We start from the raw sequence: 19,474 nt of genomic DNA on the forward strand, positions 1-19,474 counted from the left end.
ACACGTCTCCTAAGCATTATCTACTTCTTCGATAACTTCAACAAACTTTTTACACAAAATAGACTTGTCATAAACTGTTTCAGCCAATTTTCTTGCATTTTGTCCCATACTCCTTACCACCTCAGGGTTGTCTTTCAAATAGAGTACTTTTTCTACAAGTTCTCCCGGATGGTTGGGGTTTACATAATATCCGCAATGGTATTTTTCGGCTATATCTTTCGTCCATCCGGCAGAGTTTACAATAATCGGTTTTCCTGCAGACAACGAATCGAAAAGTTTGTTTGGAGAGTTGGTATACAAAATCGGAATATCCAAAAAGGAAATCATAGAAACATCTGAAAAATTGACAATCTCAGATACGTCTGTCATAGGGAACTTTCCGAGAAATTTCACATTTTTAAGGTTGTTTTTCTCTACTTCATCTACCAAATCCTGTTCGGTAGAACCACCTCCTACAAACAAAAATTCTATATCTTCTCTATCTTTTAATAATTTGGCAGACTCAATAATTGAATGAGCTCCATTTGCCAATCCCAGAGATCCAAAATGAACTATTTTGAAGGAATCTTTTTTTAACCCGAGTTTTACCATCAATTGATCATTTTTCCCCCTAGGCCAGAATTCGTCCATTTTAGCCATATTAGGAATCATTGATGTTTTTTCTTTTGGAATATATTTTACGACTCCATCCTGCATACCGGGAGAAAGCGCAATAACGCGGGAAGCGTTTTTATAAATCGTTTTTTCCAGCAGACGAGTTGTTTTTATTGTCCAGCTGTTTTTTATGGCTCCCATTTGTATAGGCACCTCCGGCCAGAGATCCCTTACTTCAAAAACAAAAGGTTTCTTTTTAAACCACTTTAATAAAAGTGCCGGAATACCTATTGTAAGAGGAGTAGATGTAGCAATCACCAAATCGATATCTTTCTGTTTCCATCCTACCACAGAGGATTTGTACATAAATTTCAAGAAAGCCTTTAGTCTTCTGGAAACACTCATATTCTGGTCGTAGTCTTCTTTTATATAAACGACTTCAATACCATCAATATTTACCACTTTAATATCCTCTGAAAATTTCGACGATGAGGTGAGCATAGTAACTTTATGCCCGTTTTTAATAAGTTCTTGCGCCAGCCAATACGATCTTGTTCCTCCTGGTTCCTGAGGAGTTACGAAATATTGGTGGATGTATAATATGTTCATTATTTTTTTTCTGTATATAATTGTTGGTATACTTCAGCTATTCTCTTCCAGTCATGATTTTCTAACAATTGCTCCATATCAAAACTATAATGATCTCGTTTTTGGATTAAACGTTCAAGCGCCCGTTCGATCGAAGCAACAGAAGTGTCTTCCACTTTTTCCCCGATAGAATCATCATAAAAACCGTCGATCCCTTCATTTTGCGTGTACATTACCGGTAAGCCTTGGAGGAGGGCTTCTATATAGACCAGGCCAAAGGTTTCTGCTTTAGAAGGCATAGTAAAAAAGTCGCTTCGTTCGTAATAGGATTTTAAAACAGGCAGACTGTCTACTTTTCCTACAAACTCAAAGGAGGGATCGTCTTTAATAGAATCCAGGATTCTTTTCTCGTCATTTCCTCCTCCTCCAATCAGTGTTAATTTTATCTTATTCTGAGTTTTGTGATTATGATTCTTAACAGCATTAATAAGGTTAAAGACATTTTTTCCCTTATTAAATTTCCCTATATAAAGTAACTGAATGCTTTTTTTATCCACAGCAATTTTCTTCTTCACAACCTTTGATTCTATCCAGTAAGGATCTACACCATTTGGGACCACTGTGAGTTTTTGCTGTACATTCTCCAGGATATGAGACAGTCGGGAATCTTCAAGCATTCTTTTTTTATAGACTGCCGAAATGGTTATGATCTTATTCGCATTCTGAAGAATTTTTTTTCCGTAGCCTCTTTCGTGCAGGAAATATTTCAAAAAAACATTCAGATCAGTATTACGCACTGCTACTATGTAGGGAATATTATATTTTTTATGAAGTTCATAGGCCGCTCCCCCATCGCTGTACCATGTGTGAGCATGAATAAATTTGACAGTCTTGAGATCTATTTTTGCTTCAATGTCCTGTACTATTTTTTTAATTTTTCTCTTATACAAAACCCGATCTGCATATTTTGATAAGATGTGGCTGTAGATAATCTGAGAGCGGTTATTTTTAAAATTTATTTTGTTTTTCCCTATTCTGGAAGCCTCACGAAATGGATTATACACAATCTGCTCCACCCCATTATTATCCAGCTCCCTCACTAAATTTTTATAGACTGTAGATCCTGAGTAATCGTTTGTAATGTGAAGTATCATTTATCTAAAATTTTTAATGTACTATTCAGCTTCTGATTAATATTAATTGTTTCTTTCGAGGGTTCCCAATAAATAATACCGCTCACTTTCTTTCCTTTGTAGCTATAATCTTTTATCAGTTTTAAATAAGTATCATATAAATTTTCATTAACTACACTACCACCAGAAATTTTATTATAAGGATGAACTTTATACCAAATAAATGGTAATACAGGTTTTTGAACTTTTTCTGCCATTTGAAAGTTCAGATCTAAATTATTTGTGATATAGTTTTTAAAATAACCATCACCCTTTTCGAAATTAGAATACATTAGATATAATGAAGGTGCCAGATAATCTACACTTTTTAGTAATGGCTTTAATTTTTCAAAATCATTAAATTTCTTTTGAAAATCATAGTTGAAGTTAAACGGAACACCATATAATACAACCTTTGCATTAGGTCTCATTTTTTTTACCAGATTTACCATATCTACCAGTTTCTTTATATTAGAAGCGTAATTGACATCAAATCTGCTTTTCTGCTTGACATCCTGATAAACCTTATTTTCAATATCCAGTACTATTAAATCGGTACTTTGTTTATTAGGTATGATAGTATTAATACCCTGAGTTAAGGCATTAAGGTCAATGATATTTTTTTTATTACCATCAATATAATGCTGGCCAAAAAAATAATAATTTTTTATACAATTTTTACATTGTATATTATACCTTTTACTTTGTGTATAAACATAAAATTCTTGTCCATTAAACCAACTAGGCATTAAGCACAGGAGTACGATGAGCATTAAAATATTTTTCATATCTGAAAGTAATAATTGTTAAAATCAATAAATACCATAGCAAATTGTTGGAATAAATATTGTTTGAAAACATACTGAAAATAAAAAACTGGCAAAAGATCATCGGAATCCAACCTGTCGAATGATCATTTTGTATAACATACTTTCCTTTTATAAAAAGGGTTCTTATAAATAGTATTACAAGTATCATTCCGATAAAAAAACCTGTTGCCATAAAAGCTTCGACAAAAAGGTTATGAGGATAAGATCCTATATATGGTTTTGTTTGTATTAAAAAATTTTTTCCAAAAAAAGGATTATCAATAAATTCTCTTAAAGCGACCTTGACTAATTTTTCACGCTCATTATCCTTTTCAAAAGTTGAAACCAATCTGTCTAAGAAATTACTCTTAAAAAGACTTCCAAACAATTCCATGATCTGAAAAAAGAAAACGGAAATAAAAATGGCTGGTATACTCAAGTAAAAAACTCCTTTTGTTCCTTTTTTAATAACAAAATAAAATACAGTCGACAAAATCAAAGCTATAAATGGACTTCTACTTGCTGATACGAAGATAATCAGCGCACCCAAAATTATACCGGCTATATATAGAATAGAAAAAATTCCTTTTTTCTCATTTGCTAGCTTATAAATTGATAATAATGCCAACATAGTACCATATTGTCCATATACGAGGACACCTATTTCAAGATCTCCAACATCTCTTCCGGTAACATTACTATTATTTCTTGATAATAATGATACAAAGAGTAAAGCGTATATGGTATAGTAAATTATGTTGAGTATTCCCTTAAAGTTTAATTTCTTAAAGTCTAATATCATAAAAGCGAAACAAGGTATTAAAACAACTCCAAATGCAAACTGTACATATTCTGAGTAAGTTTTATTGGAAGTAAGTCTAATAGGCTCAAAATAAATATCTTTCAATAGAAATAGGGAATAGATTCCCCAAAAAATTAAGAATAGGGTGTAAAAGCTAAAAATTTTAAAATTAAACTTTTTGGAAAAAATATTACTACTGATAATGATAAGGCTAAAAGCCAGCACAAGTACACGATAGATTATATTAATACCCTGTCCTTGTATTTTTAAAATAGAAGGTAGGAAGCTGGATATTAAAAAACCAGCTAAACAAAAGATTACATAAAAATTATAAAACTTTTTTTTAATTTGCATTATGCACTTTATTAATAAAATTTATCCAATTTATTCTCCATTTTTGTTCATTGAAAGAATACTCTACCGTTTCTTTTGCTTTTTCAGAAATTCTTTTTAAAATATCAGGATTTTCAATCAAAAAACTTATTTTTTCAATAAAAGCTTTGCTATCAGGATTCATAATATATCCATTATAATCGTCTAGAATAATATTGGTCATTCCCCCAACATTTGAAACAATAGGTACAGCTCCCGCCGCCATTCCTTCTAATAATGAGAATGAAGTCCCTTCACTTCCATAAGTCGGCACTAAAGTAATATGATGTTGTAAGTTGAACTGCTCGGATTCTCCTATACCATATTTAGTAATGTTGACATTTGAAAAAGAACCAATTTCTTTTATTAATTCATTTTTTAATGGTCCTTCTCCACATATTGTAAATTCTACATTATCATATTTTGCTGTAATATTTTTCACTATATCTATCAAAATATGCACACCTCTCATCATTTCGAACCTTCTTGCAAAAAGAATTTTAATTTTATCACCAGAAATCTGATTGATGCTGATTTCTTTAGAAGTGGTAGCATAATTAGGTATCACTACCGTATTTTCTGAGTAATTTCGAGGTAAAATTGTTCTTATCCAGTTTGTAAAATTATAATCTACACATACAACGTTTTTACAAATAAGAAAGTCTTTTGCATTTTTGTAACATTGTAAGAGTTTATAGAATATACCTACTATGTTCTTTTTAAAAAATCCGGGAAAGGCATTATATGAAATATAATCAAATGAAATTCCATGTTGGATAGAAATCGTTTTTGAATATTCTTTTAACTTAAATGCGATCTTATCTGTACCAAAAACAATTATATCATTAACTGAAATTTTATCGTTAACCTGGTTAAAAACATCTTTCGTTTGTTTTTTTAATGATTCTTTCAGATTGTTTTTCTTACCTATAATAGTTATTCCTTTATATTCTGACACAAAGTTTTCGTCTGCACCCTGGTAAATTACTACCTCGTATCCTGCATTTTTTAAAGCTGTACCTAGACCTATTAAATAATTCTGAATACCTCCAACCGTAATCTGCTTACCCAAACGATCCATTACCGCTAAATAAAAAATATGTATTTTCATCTGATATTATTGTAATTGATTATAATATTCTTTTAATTTTAAAAACATTTGATCAGATAATGTTTTAAATTCAAGCATCTTCTGTGTCAAATATGTTTTTCGTTGTACATAGTTTTCATTGAGTAAAGAAATCTTGGAATACAAATCTTCCAGATCGAATGGATTTCCCCAGCTGTATGAACTTTCAGAATAGGTTTCTGAAATAAACTTTAATTTCTGTTCAACTTCAATTGTTATAAATGGCGTATTCAATAATGAGGCAAAGATAGCCCCGTGAAAACGAGCTGTAATAAATAAATCGCACTTTGAAATCTCTTCCAAAAAAGAGTCAAATTTATCTTTTTCAGGATTCCAAATGATCATATCCAATTTATCTTTTTTGCTATACCAATAGGAATCAGATTCGGCATCAAAAAGGATATACTTTATCTCGTATCCGTCTTTCTTAAGCTTTTCCGTAGCTTGCTGCAATTTTTCATAGTATTCTCCTCCTCCATTTGCATAATTCCAGTCTCTTACAATAACACCTATCTTCTTTATTTCATTAGCCTCATTTGTGTATGAATCTAAAAAATGGCTATTAAAAGAATAACAAATATCCGGTGAAAGAATTGGTTTTTTAACCCCCCATTCTTTTGATTTTTTTAAAGCGAATTCATCTCTTACACCTACAAATTCAGCTTTAGCAAACAATTCTCCCGTTTTTCTCTCTATAGTTGAATTTTCTATATCAAAAGGTCCTACACCTACACCAACCAATGCAATGTGTGAGGCATAATTGCTGATCTGGAATTTGTTTTCAATAAAGTTTTTCTTTACTATTTTTTTGTTAATATAGTTTTTAATATGGCTGAGATTAAATATCTTATCTTTTAACCCTTTGCTGAAAGTATTTTTTTTAAAATGATAAAATTGTGTTCCCCCTCCATATACCAATAATTTTGAATTTACAGGTTGTTTCAGTTTATGATAATCCATAACTTTAATACCAGGTAAAATATTATTAATATAAGAAGCTGACTGGCAAAGAAGTACAATATCAGTGGAAACTTCATTCAATTCCTTTACGATAGTATACATTAAGGCATCATCACCAAAATTGCCGAAACCATAACCACCTCTTATAACTATATTAGTTTCCATTTTTTTGCTTTAAATAAATATTATCTAATTCCTTATTCTTTAAATAATCACTTATATTAGATCTCTCCTTTATTACTTTTGCGGGATTTCCTCCCATCACAGAAAACTTTGGAACATCTTTCACCACCACGCTTCCTGCTGCAATGACTGAACCCTCTCCAATAGTAACTCCAGGTACAATAATTACACTATCTCCAATCCATACGTTTTCTTCAATGACAACATCCTTTATAAGTAATTCCTTATCGTAAGGTATTGCCTTAATATCATTAATGTAATTATGATTTGCTGTATAAATTACTAATCTTGGTCCTATGATAGTACCTCTTTTTATTATAATTTTTCCAAAACTTGATAAAAATGAATCACGCCCCATATATACATAGTCTTCTATATATATATTTTTAATATTCGTAAATCTAAAACCAGTAGAAATTCTACATTTTTTACTTATATTACTACTACTTAGTACTTGTTGAATTCTATAATTATGTATTTTTCCGTCTACAAAATTCTTTATGTGAAATAAAATTTTACCTATCATTTTATATATACTTTATACCATTTATAAAAAGTAAAGAGACTTGCTGTTAATAAAAGAACAGCGATTAAGGTTCTTAAAACAATATTCTCAACACAGATAAAAGACAAACAACCTAATGAAATAATAATGATCAAAACAAAATGTTCCTTGCTAAGAATCAGTTTTTTACTGATAAGCTTTTTTTTCAAATAGAAAGGAATAAAAATTACAGTATTGACAAAATACCCTATTAAAAATCCTACAGCTCTTCCTATTGCTCCATAATCTATTAAAAAATTGCATACAATTATTGTAGTTACCGCCCAGGTCATATTAGAGAAAACACTGAACCACATAAAATTTCCTGCTGCAAAATTTCTGGCGATCCCCTGCCTTTGCGCTATAATGATCGTTGATAAAGAAACAAATAGTAGTGTTAAGTGCATATCACTATTCTGATATTTGCTTCCATACAGTTGAGAAAACAAATCTGGCAACACTAAGATTGGCAGAAAAAGCACAACTCCTATTACGTATGATTGGTTAATATTAAAGAAGTCAAATCTTTTGTTATTTTTACCAAAATTCTTCATTGTAAGTGGATAAGTGACTTGTCCAATTATTCCAAGTAACAGAGTACCAACCTGAGAAAAATTAAAAGTAGCATTATAAATTCCTAATTGATAATATCCATTTATATGACTTTTTATCAACATAGAATTACAAATCAGTACCACCGGACTTAGCATCATGCTGCTTATAAAAGATGGTAAAGTGAAATTATACACTGTTTCTAAATGCTTCTTCTGGCCTTTTATTGTAAACTTTATTTGTTTAAGGTTTAATTCTCTTTGTAATAATATTGCTGAACAGAGCCAAATAGAGAAATTAATTATGACAAGAGAAACAACTACACCGTAAATTCCAAATTTGTATGCAGAAAACAAAATCAGCGGTAATGAAAGGATCCCATTTACCATATTGACAAATGATATGCTTTTAAAATTTTCAAGACCAGCCAGAGCACCTGTTTGCAATCCGTTAAGGGATGAGAAAAAAATAGCAAAAGCACAAAGTAATACCTCCTTAGACATATTTTGATTTCCCACAATATACTCACCTACCTGTTTATTAAAAACCAATGAAAGAACAAGTATCGCCACTGCTAAAAAGAATACAGACAATCTTGTTAAAGAATAAATCTCACTGGCCTTTTTCTTATCACTCTCAGCATATAGAGCAAGATATTTTGTAGCAGTTACACCAAAACTTGCAAGGCTGAATGTAGTAAATGTATTAATGTATGATTGCAATAATCCCAACTTTCCGTATTCGTCTACTGTCAGTATTCTTGCAACTAAAAAAAGAGCTATAAAAACAAATCCTTTAGATATAAGAGTTCCCAAAAAGGACCAGAATACTCCTTTAATAATCTTTTGTTGGTTTCCCGTCCCTAAGACTTTCTTATATAATGATTTTATATTCACCTTTCAAAATTATTTGGATGATATAAAGTCTACGATTCTTTTACACGCCTTCCCATCTCCATACGGGTTATGAAGCTCACTCATTGATTGATAACGTTCACCATTATCGAGTAAACTTTGTGTTTCTGAAACAATTTTATTTTTATCTGTTCCTACCAAAATGACTGTCCCGGCATCTACTGCTTCCGGTCGCTCCGTTGTATCCCTCATTACTAAAACGGGCTTACCCAAACTCGGAGCTTCTTCTTGAACCCCTCCTGAGTCCGTAATGATCATATATGACTTATTCATAAGCCAAACAAATGCAGGATAAGCTAGAGGAGATATAAGATGAATATTATCAATTCCTGATAAAATTTTATAAACAGGTTCTTTTACATTTGGATTTAAATGAACGGGATAAATCACCTGTACATCTGGATTGTTAATGGCAATTTCCTTAAGTGCTTCACAAATATTTATAAATCCTTCTCCGTGATTTTCGCGTCGATGACCAGTTACCAATATAAGTCTCTTTGAGGAATCAACAATACTTTTCAAATAATCAATTTCATTATTATTGGATAGTGTGCTGACTCTTTCAGTACTATCTAATAATGCATCGATAACAGTATTACCGGTTACAAGAATATTTTCGTTTTTTATATTCTCATTTAACAAATTTTGTTTCGATTGTTCGGTTGGTGCAAAATGGTAATCTGATATACGTCCTGCAACCTGACGATTTATTTCCTCTGGAAATGGTGATCTTTTATTATGCGTTCTTAATCCTGCTTCTACATGGCAAACTTTAGCGCCTGCATAAAAAGACGCGATACTTGCAGCCATTGTTGTTGTTGTATCTCCATGAACATACACAAAATCAGGTTTAAATTCCTCTAGAATAGGACGAAGTCCTGTAATAATATCAGCTGTAAGAGTATATAAATTTTGATTAGGCTTCATTAAGTTTAAATCATAATCAGGCTTTATTTCAAAAAAATCAAGTACTTGATCCAACATTTCTCTATGCTGAGCAGTCACACAGACCTTTGCTTCAAAATCGTCACGTTGTAAAAATTCCTTTACTAAGGGAGCCATTTTTATAGCTTCTGGACGAGTTCCAAATATAATTAGATGTTTTGTCTTAACCATTAAATTAATTATAATGCAGTTATACTTTTAATCATTACCAAATAGATCCCTTGTGTACACTTTTTCCTGTACATCAGCAAGTTCCGGTGCATTGCGGTTAGAAATAATGACATCGCATTCTTTCTTGAAAAGTTCTAAATCTTTTACTACTCTGGAACCGAAAAAAGACTCTTCATTAAGGGCCGGCTCAAACACTTCCACTTCTACTCCCTTAGCTTTAATCCTTTTCATTACGCCCTGGATGGCAGATGCTCTGAAATTGTCGGAGCCTGCTTTCATGATCAGACGGTAAACACCTACCTTTTTTGGTTTTCTGGCAAGTACAGAATCTGCTATAAAGTCCTTACGGGTTCTGTTGGCATCTACAATTGCCTGAATTATATTATTGGGAACAGCGTTATAATTTGCCAAAAGCTGTTTGGTATCCTTTGGAAGGCAATATCCTCCGTATCCAAAAGACGGATTATTATAATGCGATCCAATTCTTGGATCCAGACCAACACCTTCCACAATCTGGCGGGTATCCAGCTCGTGGATTTGCGCATAGCTGTCTAATTCGTTAAAATAAGCTACCCTCAGTGCCAGATAGGTATTGGAAAACAATTTAATGGCTTCTGCTTCGGTAGGATTAGTAAACAAAACCGGAATATCCTTTTTTACCGCACCTTCTTTCAGTAATTCTGCGAAAATCCTTGCTCGCTCACTCTGCTCCCCGACAATAATTCTCGAAGGATATAAATTATCATATAAAGCTTTGCCTTCTCTCAAAAATTCCGGAGAAAACACTACATTATCTAAATGCATTCTGCTTTTTAACTCTACGGTATACCCCACCGGAACTGTAGATTTAATAATAATTACAGCCTCAGAATTATACTCTGCAATTTCCTTAATTACATTCTCAACACTGCTTGTGTCGAAATAATTGGTAGTGGGGTCATAATCTGTTGGAGTGGCAACAATAATATATTCAGCCTTATCGTAAGCTTCCTTTTTATCTAAAGTGGCTTTGAAATTAAGGGGTTTAGTACTAAGAAACGTACTGATCTCATCATCTTCAATAGGAGATTTTTTAGAATTAAGCAACTCTACTCTCTCCTGAACAATATCTAAAGCTACAACTTCATTATGTTGGGCCAATAAGACGGCATTAGACAAACCTACATACCCTGTTCCTACGACTGCTATTTTCATTCTCTACTTTTTTATAAACGATTATCGTATTTCTCTAAAATTCCTTTAACATCATATAAAACTCCTCCTTCCTTCAGATATCGGGAAAGATCAATATTCAGGAATTCATCATGAGAAACTGTGAGAACAATTGCATCAAACTGTCCTTTCACATCTTCAAGAGAATTGGTAGATTGTATACCATATTCGTGCATTACTTCTTCTGGATTTGCCCACGGATCATACGTTGTAACTTCTACAGAATAGTCTTCCAGAGCATTGATAACATCTGCAGCTTTCGTATTTCTTACATCCGGACAGTTTTCTTTAAAAGTGATTCCAAGATTCAGTACTTTGGCATCCGTAATGTTGATTCTTTTCTTAATCATTGTTTTTACCACCTCGGAAGCTACAAACTGCCCCATGGAATCATTCAGTCTTCTTGCTGTAAGGATAAGCTCAGAATAATATCCCACGTCCTGCGCTTTTTGGGCAAGATAGAAAGGATCTACCCCGATACAGTGTCCTCCTACCAATCCTGGCTTGAATTTCAAGAAATTCCATTTCGTTCCTGCTGCCTCCAAAACGGCATGTGTATCAATATCCAGGAGATTAAATATTTTGGCAAGCTCATTCACAAAAGCAATATTGATATCACGTTGTGAATTTTCAATAACTTTTGATGCTTCAGCTACTTTGATGGTAGGTGCCAAATGGGTACCTGCTGCAATTACAGATTTATATAATTCGTCAACTTTTTTACCAATTTCCGGTGTAGAACCTGAAGTTACCTTTAAAATTTTCTCTACGGTACGTTCTTTATCTCCCGGGTTGATTCTTTCAGGAGAATATCCTGCAAAGAAGTCCTCGTTAAACTTTAATCCCGAAACTTTTTCCAGCACAGGGATACATTCTTCTTCTGTAACACCGGGATAAACAGTAGATTCATAAATAACAATATCCCCTTTTTTCAATACTTTTCCTACTGTTTCAGATGCTTTATATAAAGGCGTCAGGTCCGGACGATTATGTCTGTCTACCGGTGTAGGAACAGTTACGATATAGATGTTAGCCTCTTTAATATCTTCCAGATCAGATGAGCAAAGCAATCCTTTTGATGAGTTTGAAAACGGGTTCTCTTTTACTAAAACCGGCTGCAGTACTTCATCTTCTACTTCCAAAGTGGAATCTTTTCCGCTATTCAGTTCTGCAATTCTGGCCTGGTTGATATCAAAACCTACTACGGCATATTTTGTTGCAAATAAACGGGCCAGTGGTAATCCTACATACCCCAATCCGATTACCCCAATTTTATTCTGTATATTCATATTAAATGTGATGTTCTTACTTTATTTTAATGTTTATTTTGAAGATAATTTGATTTATTTATTAAAAAGCTTTTGCCACCAGTTTTTCTTCTTATCAGCTGTATATCCGTAACCATAGCCATAGTTGTATCCGTAGCCGTAACCACCAACATTTTTAGAAACATCATTGATCACGAAAGAAACGTTTGATATTTTTGATTCTTTAACCAGTTTATTGGCAAAATCAATTAATATTTTTCTTGAAACGCCCGATCTCACCACGTATAATGAAGCGTCGGCTGTATCAGAGATACTCAATGTATCTGAAACAAGCATCAGTGGAGCAGAGTCGATTACAATATATTCGTAACGGGACGACATCTCACTGATAAGCTTCTGATAACGGCCGTTGGAAAGAAGCTCCTGAGGATTTGGAGGAATAGACCCCGCATAGATTACATCACATTCAGGGTTGGTATCGGAAGTATGTATAAGGTCTTCTACATCTGTAGTTTCATCATATAAATATTCCGTAAGACCGGCATTCTTAATACGTTCATCATCATATCTCTGGATCTGTGGATTTCTGACGTCCGAACCAATGAGTAATGATCTTCCGTTTTTGCTTCCCAATGTCAGAGCAAGATTTACAGAAACCAGCGTTTTTCCTTCTCCTTTCACAGAAGAAGTTACCAGTATAACTTTCGCAGAATCTTTCTTAGGAAGTAGAAATTTAAGATTGGAAACCAAGATTCTGAATGCTTCAGCCAACTCTGAGAAATCGTTTTTCTGTACAAGGTGATTCTGGTTATCTTTAAGAGAAGGAATATCTGCAAGCACCCCAAGTGACGAATTTTCTGAAATATCTGTACGGTTGTAGATTTTATCATCCCACATGAAGAAAAGATAGAACACTCCCAACGGCAGCATCAATCCTAATAGAACTGCAGCCAGAAGAATGATATTTTTCTTAGGTGAAACAGGAACATCATCAGTATAAGCAGGGTTTACAATTTTAGCTTTCGGAACATTAACAGATAGATTGATCGCATTTTCTTCCCTTTTTTGTAAAAGGAAAAGGAAAAGCTGCTCTTTAAGGTTCTGTTGACGCTCGATACCTCTGTAGATTTTCGACTGTCCCGGAACTTTTTCAATCATTCCTGTGCTGGCAGAAATCTGGCTGTTTACCTGCGCAATAGATGCCTGGATTGTTGCTTTCTGCTGACGGATGTTATCTCTTACGATTTCTTTTAGTGAAGAAATTTCTTTATTCATTTCTATCACTGCAGGGTTTTCATTGGTAGCCTGCTTCAAAGTTTTATTTCTGGTGATAACCAACGTATTATATTGTGAAATTGCCTGTTCCAAAGAAGGATTAAGTCCTAAATTTGAAGGCATAAGCTGATTATCTCCTTTTGAAGCTTCATTTTGAAGGGAATTAAGAAGATCCAGCTGTGTTTGCTGCTGAAGAAGCTGCTTTGTGTTCTCGTTTGTATTTTGAAGCGCCAATTGAGCCTGAGCCTCTAAGTCTACGATTTTGTTACGGTTCTGGAAGTCTTCTTTCTGATTCTCCACTCCGGAAAGATCCCGTGAAATAACTTCTAAACGTTTATCGATAAACTCTTGTGTATTTTGAGCCTGTAAGTTTTTATCTCTTAGCCCATCCAGATTATACTGCTTGGTTACTTCATTAAGGATGGCTTCTGATTTTTCGGGAACAGTTCCCACGATGCTGATGTCCATAAGCATCGCTTTCTGATCCGGAAGATCAACCTGGATTTTCTTTTCTAAAGATTTTACCTTCTCTATTGGATTCCAGAAAACAATTTTATACTTATTTTTAAAGGTAAGGCCCGGAACTTTTTGAAGAACTACAGTTCCAAAATCTAGTATCAGGTTTTTACCAAAAGTTCCCTTTACTTTTTTGTTTTCCTTATCCTCCAGAACAAATTCATTTCCATTTACTTCTTTTACTTCATATTCGGAAGAAACAAATTTCTTGACATTTTTATAAGAAATAATTTCTGCAACAATGGGTACCTTGGTAAACAATTCGGAATCCCTTATCTCACCCGAATTATAATATTGTATATTAAGATTTAGATTTTCAACAACCTTCATCAGGATGGGTCTTGAGTTTACTACAGCCACTTCACTCTTTAGCTCATCTGCATTTCCTAAACCCAGTCCTAAGTTATCAAGATCAATTAATGCACCTGTTAAATCAGACTGTTTTTTATCAAATTTTAATGTAGTAGTTGATTGATACTGAGGTACAGCATATCTTAGATATATAAAGGCCACAATAACAAATAATAGGACAGATGCTATAAACCAAGGCCATTTGACTAAATATTTCCCAATGATCTTTCTTAAATTCAAAGATTCTTCACTTTCCTGAAATTCTATCTGCTGCATATTTTATTTACGAGTTAAAGCAATAATAAGTGTACCAGCTGTCAGTAAAGCACCAATAATCTGGAATGTAAGGGCTCTGTTCGGATTCGAGTTAGCCTGAACCTGTTTATTTTTGTCCGGCTGCACATATAATATGTCATTCTGCTTCATATAATAATAGGGCGAACTGACAATATCAGATCTTGTAAGATCGATATTAACAATCTGATCTGTACCGCTATCATCAGCACGGATAAGCTTTACATTGGTACGGTCTCCGAAATCCGTCATATCACCTGCAAGCCCAAGTGCCTGAAAAATATTGATTTTCTGAGAAACACTTTCTTTCTGCCCCGGTTCCTTTACCTCTCCTAAAACGCTTACGTTAAAATTTTTAAGGGTAATGGTTACCAGTGGATCTGTCAGATATCTCTTAAGACGCGATTCAAGCTCCTGTTTTAGCTGTACCTGCGTCATTCCTTTAGCGTACACATTTCCTAAAACCGGAAAAGAGATATAACCTTCTTCATTAACAAGGTATTGACTTGGTTCTACATATTGGTTAATTCCCCTGCTAGCGTCACCCCCTACCTTATTTGCGGTATTAAGGTTAAAAGGCTTTACTGCTATTTCGTCAAGTGCAGATACAAGAATCAGGAGAGCATCTCCTTCCTGAATATGCAGGCCCTGAAACTTGGCTTTTGCAACCTCTTCTTCCATATTATGCTTTGACATATATACCATATTCTGCTTCGGTCTGCATGATAATAAAGTAACCGATAACAGTACTATATATGCAATAATAGTTTTATTCATATGTTATTATTCTTATCTACTTGTGTTATTATTTAGGTTTATCGAACTAATTTCAACTATATTTAAATACATATTGTAATAAAACGACTATACTATTTAAATATTTTAAAGCGCACTTTAAATTCTCATGTTAAAATCACTTCTTTCTCTAGCAATTTTCATTCCGTTTAAAAACAAAATGATGAAATTATTATTTTAATATGAACTTTTTTATTTATTTAATTCTTTAATTTTAATTATATGCTTCATTTTCAGATATTCTACATTGCTTGTAAATTTTTAATGACATTTTCTTTTTACAATTCATCAACTGAATTTCCTCAGTTTAATCCTGAATGATCATGTTGATATCATGAGGAATTTTTCTGACACATTTATTATTAAGATTTGCGGTTGCCATTTTGAATACTAGAAAAACTAAGGAAAAATAAAAACAGAATAGTAATCTCGATCAACGAAAATACTTTTTCATCCTGATATCCATTTAAAGTAATTGGTAAGTTCAGACTAATCGGGGGAAAATATAAAACCAAAACAAGAAAAAAAACGGCTAAAATATAACCAGGAAAAGCCAACCACTCAGCCATATACCTTAAGCCCGTAATCTTAAAAATATTCCCCATATACAATAAATCTAGATTTCATTTTCATTAATTCAACAGCCAGTGGTTTTTATTATTGAACGAAGGTAGCAATTATTATTAATATTTTTAATTCTATATGTTAATTTTTGTTTAAAATATAAACTTCAATATTGGAATATTATGAAAGTAAATTTGAAAAATTTATATTCTCTGAACGCTAAAAACACAAAAAAAATACTGCAAAAATATATTTTACAGTATTCTGACTACCTTGATATTGTAGTTGCGATCCGGACGGGACTCGAACCCGCGACCTCCGCCGTGACAGGGCGGCATTCTAACCAGCTGAACTACCGGATCAATTTTTTAAAAAGAAATTGAGAAAACTTCCGCGATCCGGACGGGACTCGAACCCGCGACCTCCGCCGTGACAGGGCGGCATTCTAACCAGCTGAACTACCGGATCAATTTTTTAAAAAGAAATTGAGAAAACTTCTGCGATCCGGACGGGACTCGAACCCGCGACCTCCGCCGTGACAGGGCGGCATTCTAACCAGCTGAACTACCGGATCAATTTTTTTAAAGTAAATTGAGAAAAACTTATGCGATCCGGACGGGACTCGAACCCGCGACCTCCGCCGTGACAGGGCGGCATTCTAACCAGCTGAACTACCGGATCATTATTTTAAAGAACGTCGTTTCTTTTTCGTGGTTGCAAAATTACAACTTTTTTTGTTACCTGCAAATTATTTTAAAAAAAATGCCTCCCAATACTGGAAGGCGTTCATTATCAAACTTATTTTTTTTATAAGTGAGCGCTTAGTTTTTCAGCGATTACCTCTTTTGGAGCTACACCCACTAATTTGTCTACTACTTCTCCATTCTTAAAAATAAGAACTGTAGGAATATTTCTGATACCGTACTGCATAGAAATCTCCTGGTTGTTGTCTACATCTACTTTCCCTACTACCGCTTTACCTTCAAAATCTGATGCTACTTCTTCGATGATTGGTCCTAAAGTTCTGCAAGGTCCGCACCATACTGCCCAGAAGTCTACTAATACCGGTTTATCTGATTTTAAAACCGTATCCTGAAATGAGCTGTCTGTAATTTCTAAAGCCATTTTTGTTTCTTTTATTTTAATTAATATTATTTTCTTTTAATCCTTTTGGATATTCAAAATTACGATTTTTAAAGCACAAGACTATCTATGCTCAACATTAGTTTTTTCTATAGTATAATCGCTTGAGATTTCCTTCAACGCATTGACCAAAGTGTCAATCTCCGCTTTAGTCGTCATATGGCTGAAAGAGATACGTAATGGCGTACAATGATCCATTTCATCCTCAGAAAGCACCATCATCATCACCATTGAGGGTTTTGACGCTCCAGATGAACATGCGCTTCCCTGAGAAATTGCAATTCCTTTCATATCCAGCTGAAGACCTATCAATGGATTTTTATAAGGCAGTAATGCACTTAAAACTGTATAAAGGCTATTTTCCTTTTCTGCACTTCTTCCGTTGAATTTAATTCCTTCAATTTCAGCAGAAAGTCTTTCAATTGCATAATCCTTGATATTCTGCATATGTTGGGTATATTCCTCCATATGATTCAGAGAAAGTTCTAAAGCTTTTCCTAATCCTACGATACCACAAACATTTTCAGTTCCGGCTCTAAGACTTCTTTCCTGAGGTCCTCCGGTAATAATTCCTTTTAAGCCTGTTGCTTTTCTGATAAATGCAAATCCGGCTCCTTTCGGACCATGAAACTTATGGGCACTACACGATGCAAAGTCCACAGGGATATCAGAGAAGTCAAGGTTCATATGAGCCATTGTCTGCACGGTATCTGAGTGGAAAAGTGCCTGATACTGTTTGCAAAGCTGGGCAACCTGTTTAAGGTTAATGATATTTCCGATTTCGTTGTTGGCATGCATTAAGCTTACCAATGTTTTTTTATCTGAAGCTTTTAAAAGTTCTTCCAGTTTAGCAAGATCAATATCTCCTTTTTCATTCGGGCGGATGTAGTTTACCTCTACCCCTTTTCTGCTTTTCATATCCAGAATACTTTCAGAAACGCATTTATGTTCCAGAGGAGAGCTGATGATTCTTTCTACTCCAAGGTGTTCTACCGAGGATTTGATGATCATATTATTTGATTCCGTACCACATGAAGTGAAAATAATTTCAGCAGGAGTTACATGAAGATAGTCTGCAACCTGTCTTCTTACATTTTCAATAAGGATTTTTGCTTCCTGGCCAAAGCTGTGCGTTGAAGAAGGGTTTCCGAAGTTCATCTTCATTGTGCCTACCATTGCATCTATAACTTCTTCTGCAAGCGGAGTGGTTGCGGCATTATCTAAATATACTTTATCCATTGTTATTTTGAATATTTTATTTCTACAGAGGTAAATTTATAATCTGTGGGAACAGTAAATATAAACCAGGGACTTGAGATCACCTGAATTTCCATTCCACCGGAAGGTTCTCCGGCAGGAACTTCTACATACAGAATCTGGTTTTTCACTGATATATTTTTGATCTCTTCAATTTTATGACTTCCTGATCTGAAGGTTCCCAAATTGTATAAAACAACTTTTTTATTTTTCGGAAATTGTGGATATTTGATATAAGATTCTTTTCCCGGTTCTGAAATACCAAAACTTCCGCTGATAATATTGCGAAAATCCTTTTCGTCTTTAATAATCTTAAAGCCGGGAGCATCGGTTCCTCCCTGATTTTCAGAAACAAGGAGTTCCGTATTTTCCTGCATAGCAGAAGACTTCTGAGATGAAGTGCCGGCACAGCCCATAAAGAGTACTGCACATGCAATGATCAGGCTTTTCATTTTTTACAATTTTATCTCCCAAAATTAGTGAAAAAATTGGTAATGTCCCTCATTTGCCCATTTCAACATCGGCCGATCTCCGGAAGTATCACCAAATGCAATAATTTTATCGTACTTGGAATCGTTAATTTCCTCTTTTATTCTTATCAATTTTTCCTTTCCGTTACAATTTTTTCCTACAAAGTTTCCGGTAAAAATACCGTTTTTAAACTCTGCCCGCGTAGAAACAAGCTCCATTTTCAGTTCTTCAGCGAATGGTTTTACCCAGATATCCAATGAAGCGGTTACTAATAAACTCTGTGTATTATTCCTATCGATATTTTTTATAAAATCCAATGCATTCTCCCTTACTATTTTAGGGTAGTGCTGTTCAAAAAACTGTTTAGACTTCTGTTCAATTTTCTCCTGGGTCTGTCCTCTTAAGATAGAACCGATAAAGCTTTTTTTAACTTTTTCCGTTTCAGCCAGTTTTAGCTTCAACAGGATAAAAAGAGGCACGTGTCTCAAAAATTGTATACGGTATTTTGTTGAATCGTAAAATTTAAGATACATAAACATGGTATCCTTATATGTCAGGGTTCCGTCAAAATCAAAACAATACAATTTTTTCAT

General features: G+C 33.9%; 17 protein-coding genes and 4 tRNA genes. All 21 read right to left on the reverse strand.

From position 1 onward, the window contains the following. Positions 1-9 precede the first annotated feature (9 nt). Positions 10-1,203: a glycosyltransferase family 4 protein gene (locus AC5YGI_RS03615; protein ID WP_496167534.1), complete on the reverse strand. Its 1,194-nt coding sequence runs from the start codon at positions 1,201-1,203 to the stop codon at positions 10-12. Then, positions 1,203-2,336, reverse strand: coding sequence for a glycosyltransferase family 4 protein (locus AC5YGI_RS03620; RefSeq protein ID WP_496167535.1), 1,134 nt, complete (start codon positions 2,334-2,336; stop codon positions 1,203-1,205). Before AC5YGI_RS03620 ends, AC5YGI_RS03615 begins: the two co-directional genes overlap by 1 nt. Next, entirely contained in the window at positions 2,333-3,142 is an 810-nt protein-coding gene (locus AC5YGI_RS03625) for a hypothetical protein (RefSeq protein WP_496167536.1), read from the reverse strand. The genes AC5YGI_RS03620 and AC5YGI_RS03625 overlap by 4 nt, the downstream gene beginning before the upstream one ends. After that, positions 3,096-4,319, reverse strand: a complete 1,224-nt coding sequence (locus AC5YGI_RS03630) for an O-antigen ligase family protein (RefSeq protein ID WP_330745527.1) — start codon at positions 4,317-4,319, stop codon at positions 3,096-3,098. Before AC5YGI_RS03630 ends, AC5YGI_RS03625 begins: the two co-directional genes overlap by 47 nt. Beyond that, positions 4,309-5,448 carry a glycosyltransferase family 4 protein gene (locus tag AC5YGI_RS03635; protein WP_330745526.1) on the reverse strand — a complete coding sequence of 380 codons (1,140 nt, stop codon included), beginning with the start codon at positions 5,446-5,448 and terminating at the stop codon, positions 4,309-4,311. The genes AC5YGI_RS03630 and AC5YGI_RS03635 overlap by 11 nt, the downstream gene beginning before the upstream one ends. A 6-nt stretch (positions 5,449-5,454) precedes the next feature. Next, a complete protein-coding gene (locus tag AC5YGI_RS03640) occupies positions 5,455-6,591 on the reverse strand; it encodes a polysaccharide pyruvyl transferase family protein (RefSeq protein ID WP_496167537.1) in 1,137 nt (378 codons plus the stop codon). Further along, on the reverse strand, positions 6,581-7,135 hold the full coding sequence (locus AC5YGI_RS03645) for an acyltransferase (RefSeq protein ID WP_496167538.1): 555 nt from the start codon (positions 7,133-7,135) through the stop codon (positions 6,581-6,583). Before AC5YGI_RS03645 ends, AC5YGI_RS03640 begins: the two co-directional genes overlap by 11 nt. Further along, complete coding sequence (locus AC5YGI_RS03650; protein WP_330745523.1) at positions 7,132-8,601, reverse strand: oligosaccharide flippase family protein; 1,470 nt, start codon at positions 8,599-8,601, stop codon at positions 7,132-7,134. The genes AC5YGI_RS03645 and AC5YGI_RS03650 overlap by 4 nt, the downstream gene beginning before the upstream one ends. Positions 8,602-8,610: 9 nt before the next feature. Further along, positions 8,611-9,735: a non-hydrolyzing UDP-N-acetylglucosamine 2-epimerase gene (gene wecB, locus AC5YGI_RS03655; protein WP_330745522.1), complete on the reverse strand. Its 1,125-nt coding sequence runs from the start codon at positions 9,733-9,735 to the stop codon at positions 8,611-8,613. A gap of 27 nt (positions 9,736-9,762) precedes the next feature. Continuing rightward, positions 9,763-10,929 carry a nucleotide sugar dehydrogenase gene (locus AC5YGI_RS03660; protein ID WP_330745521.1) on the reverse strand — a complete coding sequence of 389 codons (1,167 nt, stop codon included), beginning with the start codon at positions 10,927-10,929 and terminating at the stop codon, positions 9,763-9,765. Positions 10,930-10,940: 11 nt separating this feature from the next. Then, complete coding sequence (locus AC5YGI_RS03665) at positions 10,941-12,236, reverse strand: nucleotide sugar dehydrogenase (RefSeq protein ID WP_227943881.1); 1,296 nt, start codon at positions 12,234-12,236, stop codon at positions 10,941-10,943. 54 nt (positions 12,237-12,290) lie between these two features. Then, on the reverse strand, positions 12,291-14,633 hold the full coding sequence (locus AC5YGI_RS03670; protein WP_330745520.1) for a GumC family protein: 2,343 nt from the start codon (positions 14,631-14,633) through the stop codon (positions 12,291-12,293). A gap of 3 nt (positions 14,634-14,636) precedes the next feature. Then, a complete protein-coding gene (locus AC5YGI_RS03675) occupies positions 14,637-15,347 on the reverse strand; it encodes a polysaccharide biosynthesis/export family protein (RefSeq protein WP_496167539.1) in 711 nt (236 codons plus the stop codon). Between the two features lie 951 nt (positions 15,348-16,298). Further along, positions 16,299-16,372, reverse strand: a tRNA-Asp gene (locus AC5YGI_RS03680). 32 nt (positions 16,373-16,404) lie between these two features. Continuing rightward, a tRNA-Asp gene (locus tag AC5YGI_RS03685) sits at positions 16,405-16,478 on the reverse strand. 32 nt (positions 16,479-16,510) lie between these two features. After that, a tRNA-Asp gene (locus tag AC5YGI_RS03690) sits at positions 16,511-16,584 on the reverse strand. Positions 16,585-16,617: 33 nt separating this feature from the next. Continuing rightward, positions 16,618-16,691: transfer RNA gene (locus tag AC5YGI_RS03695), tRNA-Asp, on the reverse strand. A 126-nt stretch (positions 16,692-16,817) separates the two neighbouring features. Beyond that, entirely contained in the window at positions 16,818-17,135 is a 318-nt protein-coding gene (trxA, locus tag AC5YGI_RS03700; RefSeq protein WP_027374941.1) for a thioredoxin, read from the reverse strand. 81 nt (positions 17,136-17,216) lie between these two features. Next, entirely contained in the window at positions 17,217-18,392 is a 1,176-nt protein-coding gene (locus AC5YGI_RS03705) for a cysteine desulfurase family protein (RefSeq protein WP_330745518.1), read from the reverse strand. A gap of 2 nt (positions 18,393-18,394) precedes the next feature. After that, positions 18,395-18,862, reverse strand: coding sequence for a hypothetical protein (locus AC5YGI_RS03710; RefSeq protein ID WP_330745517.1), 468 nt, complete (start codon positions 18,860-18,862; stop codon positions 18,395-18,397). A 24-nt stretch (positions 18,863-18,886) separates the two neighbouring features. After that, on the reverse strand, positions 18,887-19,474 hold the full coding sequence (locus AC5YGI_RS03715; RefSeq protein WP_137905434.1) for an HAD family hydrolase: 588 nt from the start codon (positions 19,472-19,474) through the stop codon (positions 18,887-18,889).

This window comes from Chryseobacterium sp. CS3K3.1 (assembly GCF_059515165.1).